The organism is Sinorhizobium americanum (assembly GCF_001651855.1).
In the GTDB taxonomy this organism is placed as follows: Bacteria; Pseudomonadota; Alphaproteobacteria; order Rhizobiales; family Rhizobiaceae; genus Sinorhizobium; species Sinorhizobium americanum.
In genome coordinates this window covers 68,051-90,921 of the sequence record NZ_LNQC01000053.1, presented here as the reverse complement: position 1 = coordinate 90,921, position 22,871 = coordinate 68,051, and the positions used below count along the sequence as shown (strand labels likewise).

23 protein-coding genes are annotated in these 22,871 nt (G+C 63.5%); 13 read left to right on the top strand and 10 right to left on the bottom strand.

The annotated features are described in order from the left end of the window. Positions 1-311 precede the first annotated feature (311 nt). Genes ATC00_RS14375 through ATC00_RS14365 form a run of 3 tightly spaced genes read left to right on the top strand, consistent with a single transcriptional unit; the run spans position 312 to position 4,045 of the window. A complete protein-coding gene (locus tag ATC00_RS14375) occupies positions 312-1,397 on the top strand; it encodes a glycosyltransferase (RefSeq protein WP_037383757.1) in 1,086 nt (361 codons plus the stop codon). A 6-nt stretch (positions 1,398-1,403) separates the two neighbouring features. After that, positions 1,404-2,585 (top strand): glycosyltransferase, encoded by a 1,182-nt coding sequence (locus ATC00_RS14370; protein WP_064253298.1) that lies wholly within the window; start codon positions 1,404-1,406, stop codon positions 2,583-2,585. Continuing rightward, positions 2,582-4,045 (top strand): lipopolysaccharide biosynthesis protein, encoded by a 1,464-nt coding sequence (locus ATC00_RS14365; protein ID WP_064253297.1) that lies wholly within the window; start codon positions 2,582-2,584, stop codon positions 4,043-4,045. The genes ATC00_RS14370 and ATC00_RS14365 overlap by 4 nt, the downstream gene beginning before the upstream one ends. Here ATC00_RS14365 and ATC00_RS14360 read toward each other — a convergent pair. Next, entirely contained in the window at positions 3,980-5,323 is a 1,344-nt protein-coding gene (locus ATC00_RS14360) for a polysaccharide pyruvyl transferase family protein (protein WP_064253296.1), read from the bottom strand. The genes ATC00_RS14365 and ATC00_RS14360 overlap by 66 nt on opposite strands. Positions 5,324-5,743: 420 nt before the next feature. Between ATC00_RS14360 and ATC00_RS14355 the strand changes: the two genes are divergently transcribed. Together ATC00_RS14355 and ATC00_RS14350 are read left to right on the top strand one after the other, a co-directional pair. Further along, complete coding sequence (locus ATC00_RS14355) at positions 5,744-5,944, top strand: hypothetical protein (RefSeq protein ID WP_082912339.1); 201 nt, start codon at positions 5,744-5,746, stop codon at positions 5,942-5,944. A gap of 28 nt (positions 5,945-5,972) precedes the next feature. Next, a complete protein-coding gene (locus ATC00_RS14350; RefSeq protein ID WP_234782312.1) occupies positions 5,973-6,596 on the top strand; it encodes a hypothetical protein in 624 nt (207 codons plus the stop codon). Between the two features lie 31 nt (positions 6,597-6,627). Here ATC00_RS14350 and ATC00_RS14345 read toward each other — a convergent pair whose 3' ends face one another. After that, positions 6,628-7,383, bottom strand: a complete 756-nt coding sequence (locus tag ATC00_RS14345; RefSeq protein WP_064253293.1) for an IclR family transcriptional regulator — start codon at positions 7,381-7,383, stop codon at positions 6,628-6,630. A gap of 169 nt (positions 7,384-7,552) precedes the next feature. Here ATC00_RS14345 and ATC00_RS14340 point away from each other — a divergent pair, with 169 nt between their 5' ends. Genes ATC00_RS14340 through pcaF form a run of 3 tightly spaced genes read left to right on the top strand, consistent with a single transcriptional unit; the run spans position 7,553 to position 10,415 of the window. After that, the gene (locus tag ATC00_RS14340) at positions 7,553-8,410 is read left to right on the top strand and encodes a CoA transferase subunit A (RefSeq protein WP_064253292.1); all 858 of its coding nucleotides are present in this window, start codon (positions 7,553-7,555) and stop codon (positions 8,408-8,410) included. Between the two features lie 11 nt (positions 8,411-8,421). Then, positions 8,422-9,213, top strand: a complete 792-nt coding sequence (locus tag ATC00_RS14335) for a CoA-transferase subunit beta (protein WP_064253457.1) — start codon at positions 8,422-8,424, stop codon at positions 9,211-9,213. After that, entirely contained in the window at positions 9,213-10,415 is a 1,203-nt protein-coding gene (gene pcaF, locus ATC00_RS14330) for a 3-oxoadipyl-CoA thiolase (protein ID WP_064253291.1), read from the top strand. Before ATC00_RS14335 ends, pcaF begins: the two co-directional genes overlap by 1 nt. A gap of 204 nt (positions 10,416-10,619) precedes the next feature. On the opposite strand, the gene ATC00_RS14325 is transcribed toward pcaF, so the two are convergent. Further along, entirely contained in the window at positions 10,620-10,898 is a 279-nt protein-coding gene (locus tag ATC00_RS14325; RefSeq protein ID WP_064253456.1) for an acylphosphatase, read from the bottom strand. A 447-nt stretch (positions 10,899-11,345) separates the two neighbouring features. Between ATC00_RS14325 and ATC00_RS14320 the strand changes: the two genes are divergently transcribed. The 3 genes from ATC00_RS14320 to ATC00_RS14310 all read left to right on the top strand — a co-directional run bounded on the left by ATC00_RS14320 (position 11,346) and on the right by ATC00_RS14310 (position 12,952). After that, positions 11,346-12,029, top strand: coding sequence for an RNA polymerase sigma factor (locus ATC00_RS14320; protein ID WP_064253290.1), 684 nt, complete (start codon positions 11,346-11,348; stop codon positions 12,027-12,029). 78 nt (positions 12,030-12,107) lie between these two features. Beyond that, the gene (locus ATC00_RS14315; protein WP_037383735.1) at positions 12,108-12,632 is read left to right on the top strand and encodes a DUF4142 domain-containing protein; all 525 of its coding nucleotides are present in this window, start codon (positions 12,108-12,110) and stop codon (positions 12,630-12,632) included. Further along, positions 12,629-12,952: a cupredoxin domain-containing protein gene (locus tag ATC00_RS14310; protein ID WP_082912337.1), complete on the top strand. Its 324-nt coding sequence runs from the start codon at positions 12,629-12,631 to the stop codon at positions 12,950-12,952. The genes ATC00_RS14315 and ATC00_RS14310 overlap by 4 nt, the downstream gene beginning before the upstream one ends. 15 nt (positions 12,953-12,967) lie before the next feature. Here ATC00_RS14310 and ATC00_RS14305 read toward each other — a convergent pair whose 3' ends face one another. From ATC00_RS14305 to ATC00_RS14275, 7 genes are all read right to left on the bottom strand, one after another. Next, positions 12,968-13,693 (bottom strand): amino acid ABC transporter ATP-binding protein, encoded by a 726-nt coding sequence (locus tag ATC00_RS14305; RefSeq protein ID WP_037383731.1) that lies wholly within the window; start codon positions 13,691-13,693, stop codon positions 12,968-12,970. After that, a complete protein-coding gene (locus ATC00_RS14300; protein ID WP_064253288.1) occupies positions 13,671-14,330 on the bottom strand; it encodes an amino acid ABC transporter permease in 660 nt (219 codons plus the stop codon). Before ATC00_RS14300 ends, ATC00_RS14305 begins: the two co-directional genes overlap by 23 nt. Beyond that, complete coding sequence (locus tag ATC00_RS14295) at positions 14,327-14,998, bottom strand: amino acid ABC transporter permease (protein WP_064253287.1); 672 nt, start codon at positions 14,996-14,998, stop codon at positions 14,327-14,329. The genes ATC00_RS14300 and ATC00_RS14295 overlap by 4 nt, the downstream gene beginning before the upstream one ends. A gap of 63 nt (positions 14,999-15,061) precedes the next feature. Beyond that, the gene (locus ATC00_RS14290; protein ID WP_064253286.1) at positions 15,062-15,847 is read right to left on the bottom strand and encodes a transporter substrate-binding domain-containing protein; all 786 of its coding nucleotides are present in this window, start codon (positions 15,845-15,847) and stop codon (positions 15,062-15,064) included. Positions 15,848-15,872: 25 nt separating this feature from the next. After that, positions 15,873-16,607, bottom strand: a complete 735-nt coding sequence (locus ATC00_RS14285) for a GntR family transcriptional regulator (protein WP_064253285.1) — start codon at positions 16,605-16,607, stop codon at positions 15,873-15,875. Positions 16,608-16,999: 392 nt separating this feature from the next. Continuing rightward, positions 17,000-19,795, bottom strand: a complete 2,796-nt coding sequence (locus tag ATC00_RS14280; RefSeq protein WP_064253455.1) for a DNA translocase FtsK — start codon at positions 19,793-19,795, stop codon at positions 17,000-17,002. Between the two features lie 305 nt (positions 19,796-20,100). Beyond that, positions 20,101-20,973, bottom strand: a complete 873-nt coding sequence (locus tag ATC00_RS14275) for a ferritin-like domain-containing protein (protein ID WP_037383718.1) — start codon at positions 20,971-20,973, stop codon at positions 20,101-20,103. 150 nt (positions 20,974-21,123) lie between these two features. Between ATC00_RS14275 and ATC00_RS14270 the strand changes: the two genes are divergently transcribed. After that, positions 21,124-21,528: a DoxX family protein gene (locus ATC00_RS14270; protein WP_064253284.1), complete on the top strand. Its 405-nt coding sequence runs from the start codon at positions 21,124-21,126 to the stop codon at positions 21,526-21,528. Between the two features lie 163 nt (positions 21,529-21,691). Further along, positions 21,692-22,846, top strand: coding sequence for an acyltransferase family protein (locus ATC00_RS14265; protein ID WP_064253283.1), 1,155 nt, complete (start codon positions 21,692-21,694; stop codon positions 22,844-22,846). Positions 22,847-22,871: the final 25 nt, after the last annotated feature.

The following is a 22,871-nucleotide window of genomic DNA, read 5'->3' as shown; positions in this document are numbered from 1 at the left end:
GATGAGGCTCGATTGACTATGGGCGTCTGCCGTGACAGTCTTTGTTGCAGTGCAGCAATGCAGCACGGTCACCCAGCTCGGTGGAGGTTCACTCTCTTGCGGCCGGATGAACAGGCTTCCAAGTCCTTGGCGACCTCCGCGCCGGTCGCTTCGGCGACACTCGAGCGCGCCTCGAAATCGCAGGTTGCGCCGGCCCATCGCCGGCCGACCCAACAATTGCCGTCATTCTGGCGTTGATGCGTTCGGCCTCGCCCCGTTCGGGTGATGCGTCAGCGGTCACGACGAAACGTCTCTATGAAGGAGAACAGCGTATGAAGGTTCTGTTTGCCGGCGGAAACGGTTACTATCCCGAATTCAGCGGCGGCGTTCAGTCGAGCACCCACCACCTGGTCCAGCAATTGCGCGAGCGCGGCCATGAGGCCGGCGTGCTCGCCGCATTGTTCGGCGACGGCATGTTCGGCTTCAAGCAGCGCGTCAAGCTTAAGTTGTCCGGCGAACGCGGCGTCATGGACAGCTTTCCCGGCTATCCGGTCGTGCGTGCCTGGCACCCCTGGGAGGCGGCTGCCTTTGCGGTGAAGAAGCTGCAGCCCGATGTCGCGGTTGTGCAGTGCCACAAATCCGTGCCGATCGGCAAGGCGTTGCAGGCCCATGACGTGCCGCTGGTGATCTATCTCAGAAACGTCGAGTTCCACGAGCTCGCCGGCGATCTGCGCGAACTGACCTCCGCCTATTACATCGCCAATTCGGAATTCACCGCCCGCGCCTACAAGCAGAAATTCGGCATCGATTCGGTGGTCATCCCACCGACGATCAATCCCGAAACCTACACGACGCGCACGAGCGGCGAATATGTGACCTTCATCAATCCCTACAAGGAGAAGGGCTTCGAGCTGGCGGTCCGGATCGCCGAAAAATGCCCGGACATTCCCTTCCTCTTCGTCGAAAGCTGGAAGCTTTCCGATGATCATCGGGCGGAAATCGAGAAGATCATTGCGCCCCTGAAAAATGTCCGGCTGGAAAGCCGCACCAGCGACATGAAGACCGTCTATGGCCGCACGAAGATCCTGCTTGCGCCGAGCAAATGGGAGGAGGCCTGGGGACGGGTGGCGTCCGAGGCCCATTGCAGCGGCATTCCGGTGGTCGGCTCGCGGCGCGGCGGCTTGCCGGAGGCGATCGGCGAAGGCGGCATCGTGCTCGACTATGATGCGCCGGTCGACGACTGGACCGGCGCCATTCGCAGGCTCTGGAGCGACGACAGCGAATACCAGCGCCTGTCGCAGGCCGCATCCACCTTCGCCAAGCGGCCGCTGATGCAGCCCGCCCGGCAATTTGCGGCATTCCTGGAACTGCTCGAACGCGCCGCCGCGAGCCGCCCTGCCCAGCTCAAGGCCTCCTGAGGCGGCATGCGGGTCGGATTCGTCGTCGGTCAGTTTCCGATGCTTTCGGAAACCTTCGTCATCGGCCAGATGGCCGGCCTGTTGCAGCGCGGCTTCAAGGTCGAAGTCGTCTGCAACGGCATCTCGGAGTACAATTTTGCCGATCGCCAGCAGGAACCGCTTGCGACGCTCTTGGCACGGACGCGCGATTGGTGGGGTGCGGCGGCGCGCTTGCGTCCGGCGATCGGTCGACTGCCGCCAAAACTCTATGACAAGGCCTCGACCGCGCTCGACATGTCTTCGGTCGCGAGATTGAACGCATGCGACGTCATCGTCGCCCATTTCGGCCATAACGGCGCCCGTGCGGCGCGGCTCAAGAAATGGAAACGGCTGACGCCGCCGATCGTCACGATCTTTCACGGCTACGATGTCGGCGTGCCGCTCAAGGAACGGGGTCTCGGCCGCTATAACGACCTTTTCGAGCACGGCGCACTGAACCTGACCGTGAACGACTATTTCCGCCGCGTGCTGATCGAGGCGGGCGCACCAGAGTCCAAAGTCGCCGTCCACCATATGGGCATCGACCTCGAAAAGATTCCTTATGCGTGGAAATCCTGGCGCGGCGCGACGCTGCAATTGATTTCGGTTTGCCGGCTGGCGGAGAAGAAGGGTATCGAATTCGCGCTCCGCGCGCTTGGCAGGCTCCGCACCGAAGCCCCGGCGCTCGACTGGCGCTACACAATCATCGGCGACGGTCCGCTGCGGCCGGAGCTCGAGGCGCTTGCCGCCGAACTCGGCATTGCCGGCCAGGTTTCGTTCCTCGGCAGCCTTCCGCACCAGGACGTCAAGCAATGGCTCAAGCGCTCGCACGCCTTCGTGCTGCCGAGCGTCACTGCCGCGAACGGCGATGTCGAGGGCATACCGGTAGCGCTGATGGAGGCGATGGCCGCGGGGCTGACGGTGGTCAGTTCCACCCATTCAGGCATCCCCGAACTGATCGAGGACCGGAAGACCGGCTTTCTCGCCGCCGAAAGGGATGTCGAGACGCTGGCGGACCGGCTGCGCTTCATCGCCGAGCACCCGGACGAATGCGAGCATATCGCCCGGGAAGCCCGGCGAAAGGTCGAGGCCGAGTTCGACATGCAGGCGCTCGACGACGATTTCGCCGGAATCCTCAGCCGATTCTCCCAATCGAGGCTTGTCGCTTGAACAAGGAAAATCTTCAGTTCGGCCGCGTCGCCCTTCGCGGCGGCCTGGTGACCGGCGGCGCTCAAGTTCTGCGCATGGTCATCCAGTTCGTCTCGGTCGTGGTGCTGGCCCGGCTTCTGGCGCCGGAGGATTTCGGTCTCGTCGCCTCGGTGAGCCCGATTGTCGCCTTTGTCGGGCTGTTCCAGAATCTCGGGCTGCAGCAGGCGGTCATTCAGCGCAAGGAGATCGGCGAGAAAGAGCTCAACCAGGTCTTCTGGATCAGCACCCTCGTCGGCCTCCTCTGCACCCTCGTCGTGATTGCGCTGTCCCCCGCCATTGCCGCCTTCTACGGCGACCAGAGGATGACGGCGATCGCCATTGCCGCGGCATTGCCGCTGCTCCTCGGCAGCCTGGCGGCCCTGCCGCTCGCCTTGATGAACCGGCATTTGAAATTCGGCCAGCTGGCGCTCAACGATGTCTATGCGGCAGTCGTCGGGCTCCTGATCACCGCCGCCGCCGCCTATTTCGGCATGGGCTATTGGTCGCTGGTGATCGGCCCGGCGGCGTCAGCCGCCGTGGCACTTCTCGCCGCCTGGTGGGCGACGCGATGGATGCCCGGCCGGCCGGCCTTCCGGATCGACCGTGACATCATCGCCTTCGGCGCCAATCTCACCGGCTTCAACCTCGTCAACTTCTTCTCGCGCAATCTCGACAACATCCTGATCGGCAAATTCTCCGGCCCGGTCGAGCTCGGCTACTACGACCGCGCCTACAAACTCCTGCTCTTCCCGTTGCAGAATATCACCCAACCGCTGTCGCGGGTGATGATCCCGCTGATGAGCCGCATCCAGGAGGACAAGCCCCGGTTTCGCGATATCTACATGCGGACCAACTGGCTGCTGGCGGCGGTCACCATGCCGGGCATTGCGGCGCTCACCTGCGCCGCGGAGCCGACCGTCAGCCTCCTCTTCGGCGAACAATGGCTGCCGGTCGCGCCGATCTTCGCCTGGCTCGGGGTCGCCAGCCTGATGCAGCCGGTCTCGAGCACCACCGGCTGGATCTTCATCTGCCAGGGCGAAACGAAGACGATGTTTCGCTGGGGGATCTATTCGTCGCTGACGACGGTGCTTTCCTTTGTCGTCGGCCTGCAATGGGGCGCGATCGGGGTCGCAGCCGCCTATGCGATCAGCGGCTACGTCCTGCGCGTCCCGGTGCTTGCCTGGCTGCTGCAGCGGGTCGGGCCGGTCTCGGCGCGGGATTTCCTCTACGTCCAGGGCCTCTTCGTTCTTTCGGCGCTCGTCGCCTGGTTCGGCTATCGGCTGCTGCCGATAGCCCTGACCGGCTCTTCGGATTTCGTCGCGCTGGCTCTGGCGATCTGCCTCAACTACGGGCTGGCGCTGCTGTTCGCGCTTGCCCTACGCGCGCCGCGCGAGATCCTCTTCGACATCCTGACGAAGGGGCTGAGCGCCGCTCGCCGATGAGCCTGCCATCAGCGGGCGGATGAGGTCCGCCGCCGACATTGCCGAGGCGTGTTCCTCAAGCACCGCCTTGAGGCTGACCTCGCGATAGCGGTCGAGATCACCGGCGAAGCGGTCGAGCTTGCCGAGCGCCTCCTCGGGCGTCACCGTATCGATGTCGAGCAGGACATCCTCGACGCCGATCCGCTTGGCGACTTCCTTGGTCTTGAACTCGTAGGCGATCGGCAGCACCGGCGTGCCGACGCAAAGCGACATGATCATCATGTGCATGCGCGTCGCCACGACGAAGTCGAACTCCCTGGCGATCGCCATCAGCTGCTCCGGCGTGTGGAACGCCGCGTCGACCGTGACGTGCTCGGCAATTTCGGGCGCCAGGCCGGAGACGATCAGCTTCGCCGTCTTCGAATCGTCATGGGCATATTCCGGCACCCCCTGGCAGGTCGAAATGAAGGTGACCTCTTTGCCGTGGTCGCGCACCAGCCGCGTCGCGATCTCGCGGATTGACTGGATATAGCGGTCCATGCCGCCGCCGCCGCCCTGGACGTAGTGCCAGTGCCGAACGGATATGCCGACGCGACCCGTCGGTGCCGGTCGGCCGATCGTCAGCAGTGCCTTGATCCGCTCAACGTCTGCAAGCGCAAAGACGGAATCGGCTACCACATGGCACTTCGACGGATCGTCGACGAGATCGAGGATGTGGTCGCGCGAACGGACGTCGCGCAACAGGATCAGCGGGCTTCGGGCGAAAATCGGCGGCAGGTTGCGGCGGTTGTAGGGCTTAGCGAAGGGTCCGAGCGACTGGGTGAAGAAGATCGTCTTCTTGCCGAGCATCTCGGCAAGCTTGAACTGGTTGATGCGCCGCTCGAGCGAATAGTTCTCGACGAGATAGGTGCCGCCGGTGGTGATCACCATATCGGCATCCCTGTAGAGCGCCAGGCTCTTGCGGTCCGCGTCGCTGAAGAAACGGCGGTCGAGATAGTTGCCGCTGCCGAGATGACGCAGTGCCTGGAACACCGCCTGGTTGTAGACCTGCTTCAGCGCATTCTTGACGGTGTTGTCGTCGTATTTGTACTTGAAGATCGATTCCGACGGCAGTTTCCTGAGCTCGATGTCCGGATATTGCTCCTTCGGATAAAGCCGCGCCGCGACTCCCGGCTGGCTGTCGAACACCAGGAATTCCAGGTCCTCGTTCGCCACCGATTTCAGGATGTGCCTGATCGCCAAAAGAATGGCCGCGTCGCCGGTGTTCAAGCAGACGGTATTCTCGACTACAACTTTCATGGTCCGTCATCCCCGTGTGTAAAGCCGGCAGACATCAGAGGAATGTCGCCGGCTTGCCGCTTGCGAGAGGTGTCACCCGCATCCCAGGGACAACCCGCAATAGCGTTTTGTCGCGAAGTTTTGGTGAATTCATGGCCACGCAGGCGATTTCTGCCGCACTGCAGCATCAACGCAAATAATTGACGATGCGGCGGCGCGCAGTGACGATTTCTCCGGCAAGTTAACGGACTTTGGTCCGATTAAGGGAGGCGTTTCCGCCGCCAAAGGTCCGATCCGCTGCGATGTCAGTTGCCGTATGGTTCGTTCGACACGTATTGCGGCAGTCGATGCGGCTGACCGAAAACGATCCATCACCCCTTCCGGTCCATTTTATGGGGAGCTTCAGCTATGGCGGCGTTCGACAGCAGGTGGAAAGATCGTATGTCCGATCTCACTTGGAACGTGCTATCCAGTCCCCTGTCGATCGGAATCTATATTGCGGCCGCAATGCTGATTGCTGCCTTTGTCAGCGCAACCACCGGCGTTCCGCCCTACATCCTGGTAGCAGTGGCGGTTGTGCTGGTGTTATTCATCGACCCGCCGGAAAGAATGGAAAAACTCAGGAAGCAACGGCGCCGATAGAAGCAACCGTTGCGACATGAATCGGTGATTGCCGTTCGGCTTCGCCAACATTCCGACTTGTCGTCTAAGTTGTGTTCATATAGTCAACGCACGGCAACAGACGGAGCGGGGGCTTTGGACCATGCACATCATTCTGGCAGTGTTCGGCTTGCTCGGCGTGGCCGCTTTCTGGTGGTATCGCCTCAAGATCATGAGTGAGGCGGCCGGTGAAGTGGCGGATGCGGTCGGTCGGGTGCGCGGCAGCTTTAGGCGCAGCAAGCTACGAAAGAAGGCCGCCCTGGCACCAGTCACGGCCATCGACGATCCCGTCACGGCGGCCGCCACCGTCCTCCTGGCAATTGCGGCGGAGGACGCCGTTGTCTCGGAGGCGCTGGAAATGCGGGTTCGCACAGAAATCGGCGCAATCGTCGCGAATGAAAAGCATCTCGAAGAGGCGATCGTCTACGCGAAATGGGCGACCAACCAGGTCGCGGACGTGCCAAGGGTGATCGACAAGTCGACCGAGTTGCTGAAACCGCGACTCGACGAGCGCGAGAAAGAGCAACTCGTTGCAATGGTCCTCTCGGCGACGCTTCCGGGCGAACGCCACGCAATGTTCAAGCAGCGTGTCGAGCAGTTGCGCCGCAAGCTGGGCCTGGAAGTCACCAGGTAAGCGCCGGCCCGGCGGTTTAGGGGGGCGCAATCTATTGCACCAGCGGCCTTAGCGCCGCTTGCGTCTCCTTGAGCAGGGGCAGATACCGTTTCGCGAGTTCGGCGGCCGCGACAAGGGCCGCAGGCGCGCCGATATTGAGCGCCGCGACCACTTGCCCGCGCGCGTTCATCAGCGGCACGGCGATCGAACACAGCCCGAGTTCCAGCTCCTGGTCGATGAGCGCATAGCCCTGCTCGCGCACCTTGCGAAGTTCTGCCATCAGTTCCTCCGGATCGGTCTTAGTATGCGGCGTGTTGGCCTTGAGCTCGGTGCGCGCCAGGATCGCCCGCGCCTCGCTTTCAGGGAGCGCGGCAAGCAGCACTCTTCCCATCGAGGCGCAATAGGCCGGCAGCCGCGAGCCCGGCATTAAGTTGATCGACATCACCCGGCGCTGAGAGGCGCGCGCCACGTAGACGACCTCGGTGCCGTCGAGCACGGAGGCGGAGGCGCTCTGCCCCGCCTTTTCCGAGAGCTGATCGAGATGGGGCTGGACGATCGCCGGCAGCGGCGTCGCCGAAAGATAGGCGTGGCCGAGTCTTAAGACCTTCGGCGTCAGGGTGAAGAACTTGCCGTCGTAATCGGCATAGCCGAGTTCCGAGAGCGTCAGCAGCGAGCGCCGGACGGTGGCGCGATCGAGGCCCGTGAGCTTCGATGCCTCGGCGATCGACAGTCGCGGCTGCGCCTCGCCGAAGGCTTCGATGACCTTCAAGCCACGCGCAAAACCGCTGACGAAATCCGTTTCCCGCATGATTCGACCCTCATTAAATTCGCCGTATTCTGTGCGCTATATGAACAAGTGTCAAATATCGCACAAAATATTTGACGACTGACTGAAATGAGCGCTTATTTCCGACGCTGCCGGTCGCCGGAACCCAGCGTTCCTGGAAGACGCGTGCCGCAAACAGAGGAGGAGTTGGATGGCTCGCATAATGTCGCTCGCCGAGGCGGTGGCGGAGAATGTCCGCGACGGCGATACCGTCGCCATGGAGGGGTTCACCCATTTGATTCCCTATGCCGCCGGTCATGAGGTGATCCGCCAGGGCAGGAAGGACCTGTTCCTTGTCCGCATGACGCCGGACATTCTTTATGACCAGCTGATCGGCGTCGGCGCAGCCCGGGGCATGAAATTCTCTTGGGGCGGCAATCCCGGCGTCGGCTCGCTGCACCGTTTTCGCGACGCGGTCGAGAACCAGTGGCCGCGGCCGCTCGAGATCGAGGAGCACTCGCATGCGGCGATGGCGAACGCCTATGAGGCGGGCGCGGCAAACCTGCCCTTCGCCATGCTGCGCGGCTATATCGGCGCCGACCTGCCGAAGGTGAACCCGAACATCAAAAGCGTCACTTGCCCCTTCACCGGGGAGGTGCTCGCCGCCGTGCCGGCGATCCGGCCCGACGTGACGATCATCCACGCGCAGCGCGCCGACCGCAAAGGCAACGTGCTCATCGAAGGCATCGTCGGCGTGCAGAAGGAGGCGGTGCTTGCCGCCAGGCGCTCGATCGTCACCGTCGAGGAGATCGTCGACGAACTCTCGCCGCCCTCTCCCAATTCCGTGGTGCTGCCGAGCTGGGCGGTGACGGCGGTCGCCCATGTACCGGGCGGCGCCTTCCCGTCCTATGCGCATGGCTACTATCCGCGGTCGAACGCCTTCTACATCCGCTGGGACGAGATCGCCCGCGACCGGGAGACGTTCACCGCCTGGATCAAGGAAAACGTGCTCGACGCACGACCCGAGGACTACGCGCGCCATGCCGAGACTTCGGCCAAGGTTGCCTGAGGGAGGCGATGATGACGGATTTCACCCCCACTGAAATGATGACCATCGCCGCGGCGCGCGAACTTTCCAACGACGACGTCTGCTTCGTCGGCATCGGCGCGCCTTCGGCCGCCTGCAACGTCGCCCGGCTGACGCATGCGCCGGATATCACGCTGATCTATGAGAGCGGCACCGTCGGCACCAAACCGGACGTGCTGCCGCTGTCGATCGGCGACGGCGAGCTCTGCGATACCGCGCTCTTTACCGTCTCGGTGCCGGAAATGTTCCGCTACTGGCTGCAGGGCGGCCGCATCACCACCGGCTTTTTAGGCGGCGCGCAGATCGACCGCTTCGCCAATCTCAACACCACCGTCGTCGGCCCCTACGACCACCCGAAGATCCGCCTTCCGGGCGGCGGCGGCGCGCCGGAAATCGCCTCGAATTGCGGCCGCATCTTCATCACCATGGCGCTGTCGAAGCGCGGTTTTGTCGAAAGGCTGCCCTTCGTCACCTCCATGGGCCACGGCGAGGGCGGCAACACCCGCGAAAGGCTCGGCCTCAAGACCAAAGGGCCGACGCGCGTCATCACCGATCTCTGCATCCTCGAGCCGGACCCCGAAACAAAGGAACTGTCCGTTGTCTCGATCCATCCCGGCGTCAGCCGCGAGCGGATCGTCGAGAACTGCGGCTGGCCGATCAAGTTCGCCGCGACCGTCATCGAAACCCCAGCGCCGACCGAGACCGAGCTTTTGGTGCTGCGCGACATCAACGCCCGCACCAAGAAGGCCCATGAGGGCACCGGCCCGGGCAAGGAGGCAGCCTAATGCGCGACGCTTACATCTGCGATTATATCCGCACCCCGATCGGCCGCTTCGGCGGTTCGCTTTCCTCGGTGCGCGCCGACGACCTCGGCGCCATCCCCCTGAAGGCGCTTGCCGAACGCAATGCTTCCGTCGACTGGGAGGCGGTCGACGACATCATCTTCGGCTGCGCCAACCAAGCGGGCGAGGACAACCGCAACGTCGCCCGCATGTCCATGCTGCTCGCCGGCCTGCCTGTCACTGTCCCCGGCACGACGATCAATCGGCTTTGCGGCTCCGGCATGGATGCGGTGATCGCCGCCGCCCGCGCCATCAAGGCCGGCGAGGCGGAATTGATGATCGCCGGCGGCGTCGAATCCATGTCACGGGCACCCTTCGTCCTGCCCAAGGCCGACAGCGCCTTTTCGCGCCACGCCGAAATCCACGACACGACGATCGGCTGGCGCTTCGTCAACCCGCTGATGAAGGCGCAATACGGCGTCGATTCGATGCCCGAAACCGGCGAGAACGTTGCCGAGGATTTTAAAATCTCGCGCGAGGACCAGGACGCCTTTGCCGTGCGCAGCCAGGCAAAGGCAGCGACCGCCCAGGCGAACGGCCGGCTCGGCCGGGAGATCGTCGCCGTCACGATCCCGCAGAAGAAGGGCGAAGCAATCGTCGTCGACCGCGACGAGCACCCGCGTGCCACCACCATTGAAGCGCTCGCCAAGCTGAAGGCGCCGTTCCGCGCCGGCGGCTCCGTCACCGCCGGCAATGCCTCCGGCGTCAATGACGGCGCGGCGGCACTGATCATCGCCTCCGAGGCGGCGGCAAGGAAACATGGCCTGAAGCCGATCGCCCGCATCCTCGGCGGCGCCACGGCCGGCGTGCCGCCGCGCATCATGGGGATCGGTCCTTTGCCCGCCTCGCAGAAATTGATGGCGCGGCTCAGCATGACGCAGGACCAGTTCGAGGTCATCGAACTGAACGAGGCGTTCGCCAGCCAGGGCCTCGCGGTGCTGCGCGAACTCGGGATCGCCGACGACGATCCGCGCGTCAACCGCAACGGCGGCGCCATCGCGCTCGGCCATCCGCTCGGCATGTCCGGCGCCCGCATCACCGGCACTGCGGCGCTGGAACTTGCCGAAATCGGCGGGCGCTATTCGCTCTCCACCATGTGCATCGGCGTCGGCCAAGGCATCGCCGTGGCACTGGAGCGGGTGTAGGAACTTTAGCCCGCAGCTTTAACCCCCCCAACAAGGGAAAGGGTTAAACTGCCGCGCTGACCGACCTTTTCCAGCCTTTGCGAATAAAGACAGTGAGGGGAACGGGTGGCCGTTGCAGCGTCCAGCAAGAGGTCAAGATTGCGAGGAGCGAGTGCGGTACCGTCCTTCCAGTTGTGGGAGGGGTCTTTTCCGCTCCGCACCACGTCATCGCGTGATCCGAAACCCCGTCGGCGCCTCAGTGGCATCCTCGCTCGCGACGCTGGCGACGGCGGCGCCCGGCGGCCCCTTCCAAAACCGGCCGAGCATGGTGTCGACAGCCGCGTCCGCCCCGGCGATCAGGGCGGTCACCGAACCATCGCTTTCGTTGCGCACCCAACCTGCAAGGCCGAGGCGTTCGGCCTCGTCGCGCGTCCAGACACGGAAGCACACGCCTTGCACCCTTCCGGTGATCCGCACCAGAGCCGCCTTTCGTTTATCCGCCATGGCCGCCTCCCTCGTTCCTACGCTTGCGAATCTGGCGCAGCTTGCCCTGAAGGCAAGCCATTCAAGCGCGCCGCTCGCCCTACCGCCGTCGCAATTCCAGATCATTTTTTACCGGTCAGACAAATTAATTTGCGTTTCGGGCTTGCAATTGCTGCAACGCAACATTATTGTATGACTTATCGATAGAGCACTCCTCCTCCCGGCTCTGTCGAGGGATCGGCAACCCTCCTCCTCCCAGTTGCCGATCAGGATCGAAAGCCCGGCGCACCTCCTCCCGCGCCGGGCTTTCTCTTTTGATGCGCTTCTCACGGTATCTTCGAAGGCGGTCCGCGCGACGCTCGCATCCGGACATCATCGCGCTACATTCGATAATACCGCTATCGGATTGGGAACGTTTCGCGCGATGCGGCATCCAATGCGCGAGAACATGACCATGGGGAGCCGATCATGCCCAGCGTTGAGACCCGGCATCGCCTGAAAAGCCCGCCCAGTGCGGAGGATATCGAAAGCTTTCGCGCCGTCATGCAGGCGCATAACCGCAAGCTCTATCGGATCGCGCGGAGCATCGTACGCAACAACAATGATGCGGAAGACGTGCTGCAGGAGGCCTATGTCCGCGCCTTCACGCATTTTGCCGAATTCCGCGGCGACGCCGCAATCACCACCTGGCTGGCCCGCATCGTCATCAACGAGGCGCTCGGCCGGCTGCGCAAGAGCCGGCGCCAGATGGCGCTCGTCGAGAGCATGCGGCAATCGCGTCACGCGGAAATCATCGCCTTCCCGCTGAACGCAAACACGAGCGACCCGGAAAAGACCATGGCACAGCGACAGATTCTCGACCTTATCGAAAGGCTGACGGATCATCTGCCGGACGCCTACCGGAGCGTTTTCGTGCTGCGCGTGGTTGAGGGGCTCAACAACGACGAGACCGCCTCCCTGCTCGGGCTTCGTCCGGAAACCGTGCGCACGCGGCTGCATCGCGCGCGGCACCTGCTGAAAGAGCAACTGGAAAAACAGATCGGCCCGGTGCTGCTCGATGCCTTCCCCTTCGCCGGCAAGCGCTGCGAGCGGCTGACCGAGGCTGTCCTCGCCCGCATTTCGCCTGAGCCGACAAATAAGGACAGCAAATAGACGGGAACGTTTCCACCCGCGAGGCATCCAAAGCGTGTGATTGAAGCTCACGCCTGATCTCGAGGAAAGGAACACACCATGACCAAAAACCTCAAAGCTGCTGCAACGGCAATCGCCCTCTTCATCGGCGCCACTGGGGCGCTTGGCGCCGACAAGCCGACGGACCCGCAGATCGCCCATATCGCCTATACGGCCGGCGTGCTCGACATCGAAGCGGCGAAACAAGCGATCGCCATGTCGAAGAACAAGGCCGTCGTCGAATTCGCCGAGACCATGCTGCGCGACCATGAGGCGGTGAACAGCCAAGCCCTCGACCTCGTCAAGAAGCTCAATGTCACGCCCGAAGACAACGACACCAGCAAGGCGCTCTCGCAAGCGGCCGAAACGAAGCGCCAGGAACTGGCGAAGCTTTCCGGAGCCGAGTTCGACAGGGCCTATGTCGAGCACGAGGTCGCCTATCACAAGCAGGTCAACGGCGCGCTCGAAACAATGCTGATCCCGGCCGCTCAGAACGGCGAACTCAAGAGCCTGCTCGAAACGGGGCTGAAGCTGTTCCAGGGCCACCAGCAGCATGCCGAGCACGTCGCGGCGGAATTGAAATGAGCATGGCAGTATACCACGCGGCCGTTGCCACCCTGTTGCTCGGAGCGGCCGCGATCGCCGCTCCTTCGCAGGCGGAAACGATAAAGGTGACGATCGACCGGCTGGCCTACGCGCCCGCGGAGATCGAAGCGAAAGTCGGCGATGAGATCGAGTGGATCAACAAGGATTCCCTCATCCACACCGCTACCGTGAAGGGCGGCGCGCAAGTGCTGCTGCCGGCGAAGAAATCGGGCCGCCTCCGGCTGCAGGAGCCGGGCAGCTTCGATTACATCTGCCGCTACCACCCGAACATGAAGGGCCGCATCACCGTGCGGCCCTGATCCGTGCCCGTTCGCTCAATGGACGCCGAGAAACTGTTTAAGTTCCGGCGTCCGCGGATTGGCAAAGACCTCCTCCGGCGGGCCGATCTCGTGGACGCGGCCCTGATGCATGAAGACGACCCGTGAGCAGACGTCGCGGGCAAACTTCATCTCGTGGGTGACCATCAGCAGCGTCATGCCCTCGGCGGCAAGCTCGCGCACGACCGCCAGCACCTCCGCCACCAGCTCCGGGTCTAGCGCCGAGGTGATCTCGTCGCATAGCAGCGCGATCGGCTGCATCGCCAGCGCGCGGGCGATCGCCACGCGCTGCTGCTGGCCGCCGGAGAGCTCGTCCGGATAGGCGTCGAACTTGTGGTCGAGTCCGACCCGCTCCAGCATCTTGCGGGCCATCGCTTCGGCCGCCGGCTTCGGCGTCTTCTTCACGACCATCTGCGACAGCATGACGTTGCCGCCGACCGTCAGGTGCGGAAAGAGATTGAACTGCTGGAAGATCATCCCGACCTTCAGGCGCAACGCCTTCAGATGCGCTTCGTCATCGAGAAGCTGGGCGCCGCCGACCGAGATCGAGCCGTCGCTGATGGTCTCGAGCCCGTTGATGCAGCGTAGCAGCGTCGACTTGCCAGAGCCGCTCTTGCCGATGATGGCGATCACCTCGCCCGGCTCGACATCGAGATCGATGCCCTTCAGCACCTCGTTGTCGCCGAAGCTCTTGCGCACGTCAGTGATTTCGATGAGCGACATTGAGCTTCCTTTCGAGGATCTGGCTGCTCTTGGACAAGGGCCAGCAGAGCGCGAAATAGATGAGCGCCACGAGCCCGTAGACGGTGAAGGGCTGGAAGGTGGCGTTGGTAACGACGGTGCCGGCCTTCGACAGTTCGACGAAGCCGATGATCGAGGTCAGCGCCGTGCCCTTGATCACCTGCACGGAAAAGCCGACGGTCGGCGGCACGGCGATCCGCATCGCCTGCGGCAGGATGACGTAGCGCATCTGCTGCAGCCGCCCCATGCCGAGGCTGGCGGAGGCCTCCCACTGCCCCTTGGCGATCGCCTCGACGCAGCCGCGCCAGATCTCGCCGAGGAAGGCCGCGCTCCAGAGGATCAGCGCCAGCCCCGCCGCCAGCCAGGCCGGCACGTCGATGCCGAAAAGGCCAAGCCCGAAGAAGGCAATGAAGAGCTGCATCAGGAGCGGCGTCCCCTGGAACAGCTCGATATAGTATTTCGCCACCGCCCGCGCCCACTTGCGCCGGCTGATGCGCAGGAACAGCAGGACCAGGCCGACGAGGCCGCCGCCGATGAACGAGACGAGCGACAAAACGATCGTCCAGCGGCTGGCAAGCAGCAGGTTGCGCAGGACGTCCCAGATGGTGAACTCGATCATTTGGCTGCCCTCCTCGGGAAGATCAGCCAGCCGACCGTGCCGAGCACCTGGCGGAGCAGGACGGCCAGCAGCAGGTAGACGGCGGTCGAAACCATATAGGCCTCGAAGGCGCGGAAGGTTCGCGACTGGATGAAATTGGCAGCAAAGGTCAGGTCCTCGGCGGCGATCTGCGACACGACGGCGGAGCCGAGCATGACGATGACGACCTGCGAGGAGAGCGCCGGCCAGATGCGCTGAAGCGACGGAATGAGAACCACGTGGCGGAAGGTCTCGAAGGGCGTCATGGCGAGGCTGGCGCCCGCCTCGAACTGGCCCTTCGGCGTCGCCTGGATGCCGGCGCGGATGATTTCTGAGCTATAGGCGCCGAGATTGACGACCATGGCGATATTGGCCGCCTGCAGTTCGCTGAGTTGCAGGCCTAGCGACGGCAGCCCGAAGAAGATGAAGAAGAGCTGGATCAGGAACGGCGTATTGCGGATCAGCTCCACATAGGCGGCGACCACCGGCTTCAGCCACAGGGGCCCGAGCGCCCTCACCCAGGCGCAGACAATGCCGAGCGAGATGCCGGCGACGGCACCGATGGCGATCAGTTGGATCGTAATGCCGATCCCCTTGATGATCTGCGGGTAGTATTCGAAGAGCCAGCCGAATTCGAAGTGATAGTTCAAGGCGCACCCCTGTTTGCAAACGGCGGTGAAGCCACCCCGCTCGCGCGGAGTGGCTTGGGGTGATCAGAGTTCGGCCGGAAGGTCGGTGCCGAGCCACTTCTGCGCAATGGCGTTCAGGCTGCCGTCAGTCTTCGCGGCGCCGATGATGCCGTTGACCTTCTCGAGCAGCGCCGGCTGTTCCTTGGAAAGGCCGATATAGCAGGGCGAGTTCTTGATCAGGAACTTCAGTTCCGGCCGCTTCGGCGGATTCTTCGCAAGGATCGCCGCGGCGACGACGTTGCCGGTGGCGACCGCCTCGACCTGGCCCGAAAGGAAGGCCGAAATCGTGCCGTTGTTGTCCTCGTAGCGCTTGATGACGGTGTCGGCCGGCGCCACCTTGGTCAGTTCCAGATCCTCGACGGCGCCGCGGGTGACGCCGATGGTCTTGCCGGCAAGCTCTTCCGGCTTGGTGGCCACAAAATCGGCCGGGGCGAAGACGCCGTTGTAGAAAGGCGCATAGGCGGCGGTGAAGTCGATGACCTTTTCGCGATCCGGGTTCTTGCCGAGGCTCGAAATGACGAGATCGACCTTGTTGGTCTGCAGGTAGGGGATGCGGTTGGCGCTCGTCACCGGCACCAGTTCGACCTTCACGCCGAGCTTCTCGGCAATCAGATTGGCCATGTCGATGTCATAACCGACCGGCGCCATGTCCGGGCCGACGCTGCCGAAGGGCGGAAAATCCTGCGGCACGGCGACGCGGATCGTGCCGCGGGCGGTGATGTCGTCGAGCGCATCGGCCTGCGCCACGGAGCCGAAGCCGATCGCGGCGACCATTGCCGCCATAGCGACGAAAACTCTTCTCGAAAGCATTGGGGGTCATTCTCCTCTGTTGATGTCATGGTTTGGCATTGCCGGGTGCATTCGACGACGCGGCCGCGTTCTGCGGCGGCAGCGAAAGGGAGTGCCGGAGATCGGCCAGCGGATCAGGGCGGCGGGTGAGGTCCAGCCCCGTCTCCACCTCGTCCAAATGCTCGACGGAGAGTTCTGCCGCCTTGAGGAAATCGCCCTCCTCCATCGCCGCGGCGATGCGGCAATGGCCGAGATGCGACTGCATGGCGTGGAAATCGGACTGGTAGATGAGCGAGATCAGGATGGTGCGCGCCGTCAGGTCGCGCAGGATCTCGACCAGGATGGTATTGCCGGAAAGTTCGGCGATGCGGATGTGGAAGTCGCCCATCAGGCAGGTGAGCCGCTGCCGATCACCGGCGGCAATCGCCAGCTTTTCCTCCGCCAGATGCGCATGAAGAGTGTCGCGGCCGCCTTCCGTCAACGCCTCCATGCTGCGCAGCAGCCCCGCCTCGATGACGCGCCGCGCCGCATAAACCATCATCGCCTCCTCGGCCGAGGGTTCGACGACGAACCAGCCGCGCCGCGGACTAACCTTGACGATGCCGCGCTGCTCGAGCCGCATCATCGCTTCGCGGACCCGGGTGCGAGAAACGCCGAAGAGGCTCGCGACTTCGCTTTCACCCAACCGCGTGCCGGGGCGAATGCGGGCGGAGAGGATTGCAGAGACGATGGCTTCGTCTATGCCGGTCTGATCGTTCTGCTGTGGCAACAAGTCTTGCATACAAGATTGGAAAGCAAGCGTTGTGCCAATATCATCGCCGCTTCATTTCAATGACTTACGTCGCAGGCGCGGCTGTGCTTGCCTGTCAGATCAGCATCTGCGCATATTTTCACCAGGGCTTATGGGTTGGCCGCAATGATGCGCAAAGTCAGCCCGGGTGGGACGCCGACCTCCTCTGGCCTGCCGGCCATCTCCCCCACAAGGGGGGGAGAGGACTCGCGGCAACCGCCCACTTCACCGGAAGGCAGATGCAGGCGGAGCCCTTTGATGGGGCATGGGCGTGCCGCACATATTCGCCCCGCTTGTGGGGGAGATGGCCGGCAGGCCAGAGGGGGTTGGTGGTCGCCGCGGTGCGCCTGCTCTACAGTCGCCTGCCCAAGCGAGCCGCCCGCTCACTCCATCTCGCCGTCGTCAGCCTTCGCCGCGTGATCGCGATTACCATGGATGATCTCGCGCTTGCCGACATGGTTGGCGGGGCCGACGAGGCCGTCCTTTTCCATGCGCTCGACGAGCGAAGCGGCGCGGTTATAGCCGATGCCGAGCCGGCGCTGGATGTAGGAGGTCGAGCACTTCTTGTCGCGCAGCACCACCTTCACCGCCTGCTCGTAGAGTTCGTTGCCGTCTTCGGCGGCAATCGCGCTCTTGTCGAAGACGGCGCCCTGATCCTCTTCCGGCTCCTCTTCCTCTTCGTCCGCCGTCACCGTCTCCAGATATTCGGGGCGCCCCTGCGTCTTCAGATGCGCCACCACATGCTCGACCTCGAGGTCTGAGACGAAGGGGCCGTGGACGCGGGCAATGCGGCCGCCGCCGGCCATGTGCAGCATGTCGCCCTGGCCGAGCAACTGCTCGGCGCCCTGCTCGCCGAGAATGGTGCGGCTGTCGATCTTCGACGTCACCTGGAAGGAGATGCGGGTCGGGAAGTTTGCCTTGATCGTGCCGGTGATGACGTCGACCGACGGGCGCTGCGTCGCCATGATCAGGTGGATGCCGGCGGCGCGCGCCATTTGCGCGAGGCGCTGGATCGCTCCTTCGATCTCCTTGCCCGCGACCATCATCAGGTCGGCCATCTCGTCGACGATGACGACGATATAGGGCATCGGCGTGAGGTCCATCTCCTGCTGCTCGAAGAGCGGCTCGCCGGTGCCCTTCTCGAAGCCGGTCTGCACCGTCGCAAGGATTGGCTCTCCCTTTTCGCGGGCGGCGGCGGCGCGCTGGTTATAGCCGTCGATGTTGCGGACGCCGAGCCGCGACATCTTGCGATAGCGGTCCTCCATCTCGCGCACTGCCCATTTGAGCGCCATCACCGCCTTCTTCGGATCGGTGACGACCGGCGTCAGAAGGTGCGGGATGCCATCATAGACGGAAAGTTCGAGCATCTTCGGGTCGACCATGATCAGCCGGCACTCTTCCGGCTTCAGCCGGTAGAGCAGCGACAGGATCATCGTGTTGATCGCCACCGACTTGCCCGAGCCGGTGGTGCCCGCGACGAGCAGATGCGGCATCTTGGCAAGCTCGGCGATCACCGGCTCGCCGCCGATCGTCTTGCCAAGGCAGAGCGCCAGCTTGCAGCCGGTCCTCTGGAAATCATTGGACTCGATCAGCTCGCGGAAATAGACGGTCTCGCGCGTCGCATTCGGCAGCTCGATACCGATGACGTTGCGGCCGGGCACCACTGCGACGCGGGCAGAGAGCGCCGACATCGACCGGGCGATATCGTCAGCAAGGCCGATGACGCGCGAGGATTTGACGCCGGGCGCCGGCTCGAATTCGTAGAGCGTGACGACCGGGCCGGGCCGGACATGGATGATCTCGCCCTTGACCCCGAAGTCCTCCAGCACGCTTTCGAGAAGCCCGGCATTCTGCTCGAGCTGCTCCTGCGTCATAAAGAAGCCCTGGCCCTGCGGCGGCTCCTGCAGCAGTTCCTTGGCCGGAAATTCGTAGGTGTCGCCAGCCTGCTGGCGTTCGCCGCGGCCGCCCGGCGGGAGGGCAGAGGTGGAACGCTGTACCACGGCCGGCATGGTGATCGCGGCCTTGGTGACCGGAACGTCCAGGTCCGGCGTGTCCTCCTCGGCTTTGACGGACTCGGCGGGCTCCACCGACGCTGGCGCTGGCGCTGGCGTGGCCGTCACGGCCTCTTCTGCACTCCTATTGACGATCTGAACTGGCGCGGGAACCGGCGCAACGACGGCCGTCGCCGCCGGGCGGCATTCGACCACTCGGAACATCGAGGTGATCGCCGTTGGCGGCTGCGGACGGATTTCCACCGGCGGCACGGCGACGGGCTTCGGCGCCGTCGCAATCTGAACCGGCGCTTTCGCCGGTTCCTTCACCGGTTCGACGGCGACCTGCGATACGGCCACCGTTTCGAGCGGCATGAATTCGAAGAAGGCGTGATCGGAAAGGTAGGAGAGATGGGCATTTCCCTCGTTGCTGACGACGATGGCGGCCGAATCCGACGTGGGGTCGGGGTTCAACTCGGCGGCGTCCCGTTCCGGAACCGCGCGCGCCGGTGTTCCCTCCGGCTCTTCCGCCACCGAAACCTCCTCCTTCACCACTGCTTCCGCATCGAGAGCCGATTCTGCCAATGCTGTGTCGCGCCCCTGCGCGGGACGCCAGGAGGGAAGCTGCTGCATCAGCACCCGCAGGAGTTCGGAGGGGCTATGGGCCGGCGCTTCAGGTTCGACCGTAGCGGGTGCCGCGTCGGCAGGGGCCGTTTCGGCGACGACATCCGGTTCAGCAACCTCCGCCCCGGTTTCCTCGACTCCTCCCCCGCTCTCGTCCGCCGCCGATGCCCGGCGTTTCATGAATTCGCGCTCCGGAGTGCGGGTAAAACGGACATTGGGCGACAGGAAGAAGTGGCTCTCCCAGCTCGGCCCGTCGGTCTGGCCGGTGATCTCGGCAAGGGTTGGCAGCGGATCGCGCGTCGAGGCGGTGACCTGGGCCGGCGCATAGGCCGAGCCGTGGCCGTAAAGCCGCGCGGCGCGCCCGGCATATCCCATTTCGTCCGCCTCATGTCCGGCGCCCCGGCGCGGCGCATCCGGCGCCTCGAACAGATGGTCCTGCGCCGAGGCGCGGGTCGTCTGGGCGTGTGAACCGTCCGGTGATCCCTGATACGGATGCTCGAAATCATCCGCCTCATCTGCATCATGCAAGGCTGCCGTCGAGAAATTTGTCCGGGGAATACGCATGGCCTGAAACTCGAAATTCATCATCGAAAGGGCTGTCCCTAGCGAATAGGAAATGAAGGTTAACAACTCCCTTCCAGGGACGCCGCCATAGGGTATGCCCCTGCCCTTGTGAGAGCTCTCCCGGCACATCTTTCCAGCCGCTCTATCGTGGATTTCCAAGCCTTCGGCACGGACCCCGCGGCGCAGAGAACCGCCGTTCAATTTCTGTTTCAGACCGGGAGAATTTCTGTCGTGTGTGGCAAAGCGCCGAGGGCCGGACCAGGCGAAAGATGAAGCCTTCGCCCTGCCGGCCCCGGCGAATCCGCTCAGGTGCTGGTAATCGTTCCATTCATGCCGTTCGGATAGAAGCCACCCTTGGTGGCGCCCTCCTGATCGGTGAGATAGACGATGCGCAGCACCTCCTGCGGCGTTCGGGTGAAGGCGATCGCATCGGGCGTCGAAGGAACAATGTTCGCCTTGCCCTCCAATTGCAGGCCCTGGTCCTTGTCGTCCGATCCGTCGATCTTGTCGCGGGCATCGGAAACCGCGGCGGCCGCCTTCCAGGCCGTCTCGCCCATCCGGTAGAGCGTCGAGCGGGCCATGCCCATGTGGTAGGCCTCGACCGCGAGGATTCCGGCGGCGGCAGCGAGAAACTCCTCGTTCTTCAAGACCGTTGCGGCGCCGGCATAGGCGGTCACGCCGACATCCTCGAACAGCATGCCGCCGAGCACGAAGTTCATCTCGTTGCCGAAGGGATCGAAATCCTCCCCGAGCCCCGCCGCCTTCGCGACGGCTGCGAAACCGGCATCAAAATCGATGGCCGGCCGCGACACGGCATCGTCGCCAAGGGTCTTGCGATAGAACCGGACGTGAGCAAGTTCGTTTTCCGCCACCTCGCTCATGAACTCGCCGACCGCAGGCGTATCGAACGAAACCTGCTTGCCGCCGGTCACGGCACCGGCATCTCCACCCGCATCGGCGTCGTCAATGCCTTTGCCGGTCGTGCCGCGCAGGTAATACTCGGCTTCCATATATTCGAGGTTCAACGCGAACTGGAATATATCCTCGTCCTTCAGTTCTGCTGGTTCATCCGCGCGCGAGACACGAACGAGGCCCGCGGTCGAGGCGAGCGTTGCTCCGAGGCCCAATTGCAACAGGCGGCGGCGCGGAAGAAAAAGGGTGGGTAATGCGCGGATCATGGCTTCCTCCGAAGCCCGCCCGGCGTCAGTTTTGGCACCCTGGATCAGGCGGGCCAATCAAGGCCCAACAGCATCAAGGGCGAAAAGTTCCGGAGCTCGAATTCCTCATCCGTGTAAAATAGCGACCGTCATTGCCGGAAAGGAACTGACATGAGCAACAACGCCTCACTTCAGAATTCGCTTGCCTTTGTTGGCCGCCTGCTCCTCGCCGTCATCTTCGTCGTTTCGGGGGTGGAAAAACTGGCCGATCCCTCCGGCACCATCTCCTATATTTCGGCGGCCAACCTGCCGTTTCCCATTCCCGCCTATGCCGGCGCCCTGGTCGCCGAACTCGGCGGCGGCATCCTGCTGATCCTGGGCTATCAGACGAGGTTGGCAGCATTTCTCCTGGCAGCCTTCACGCTCGCCTCTGCGCTCGGCTTCCACATGGAATTCGACGATCAGAATCAGCTGATCCACTTCATGAAGAACATCGCGATCGCCGGCGGCTTTCTGCAGATCGCCGCATTCGGTGCGGGTGGATTTAGCCTGGATGCACGGGCCGGTCGCGGCTGATCGAAGGGCCCACGGCTCCGCCGCGCTTTTCGTCGTCGCCTCGGTGCCCGGGCCCTCCATCTTTACTTAGTATCGCCTTAGTCCGCCTCTAGGCATGCCCTTGTGCGTCGCAACATAGCGCGCGGCAGTAACCTTTAGTTGCAAACAAGGACGAAGTGTACTGATGGCCGACTATGATACCCGCAATACCCGAATCGATTGCCTGGATGGGCTGCGAGGCCTGGCATCCCTCTGGGTGATGGTCGGCCATGCGCTGTTGCTGACGGGCTGGCGCCTGCCGGTTCTGTCGGAGCCCGATCTCGGCGTCGATCTCTTCATCATACTTTCCGGCTTCCTGATGGTGTTTCACTATCAGCTGCGGGCAGCAAAAGAGCCGTGGGAACTGCCGTCGACCTGGGCGAGCTTCTGGATCCGCCGGTTCCTGAGAATTGCGCCGCTTTATTATCTCCTTCTGGCCGTGGCTTTTGCGCTCGGTCCCTGGCTGTTCGAATCGAGGATGATCATCGACGGCTTTCTCGACAAAGCACCGCAGTCGCCGGCGCGCTACCTCGACAACGGCCTGACGAATGGGCTGATGCATTTAAGCTTTCTGTTCGGCCTCTCTCCCGATTATGCCTACAGGACGCCACTGCCCGACTGGAGCATCGGCCTCGAAATGCAGTTTTACGCGGCCTTTCCCTTCGTCATGCTTCTGTTGAAGAGATGCGGTTGGCTGAAGGGCGCGCTCATTACTGCCGCTATCGCCGTCGCGATCGTCTCGACGGCCGGTCTGTCGGGGGTACACTTCCCGATGCCCGCCTTCCTGCCGTTGAAGATGCATGTCTTCCTTTGCGGAATGCTGCTGGCGCTCGGCCTTGACGCGGAGAGATCCAAGACCTTCCTCTACGGCGCCGCCGCCCTGGCGCTCGTGCTGCTGCCGATCGGCGGCGACGTGGCGGCGACGAAGACCCTGATGCGGGTCACGCTTGTCGGGGTGTTTTTCGCCCTGCTCCATGATCGCCTGGCCGGAGGGGCGCTAGGCGAGAGGCTTCGTGCCGTGTCATCGTCCCTCGGAAACAGGTTCTTCCACTGGCTGGGGGAACTGTCGTTCGGGGCCTATCTCTGGCACCTCATCTTTCTGCAGCCGATTGCCGCCTATTTCATTGGCGCCTTCGGCGAAACGATCTCGCCGGCCGCGCGCTTCGCCGCCGTCGCCCTGATTCTTGTGCCTTTGGTCTATGCGGCTGCCTGTACCACCTTCTTCGCCATTGAAAGACCCGGGCAAAAACTCGCCAAGCGGCTGATCAACAGGAGAAGGCCACAGCCGGTTCGGGCATGAGCGAGACTGGCGCAAGCCGCTGCTG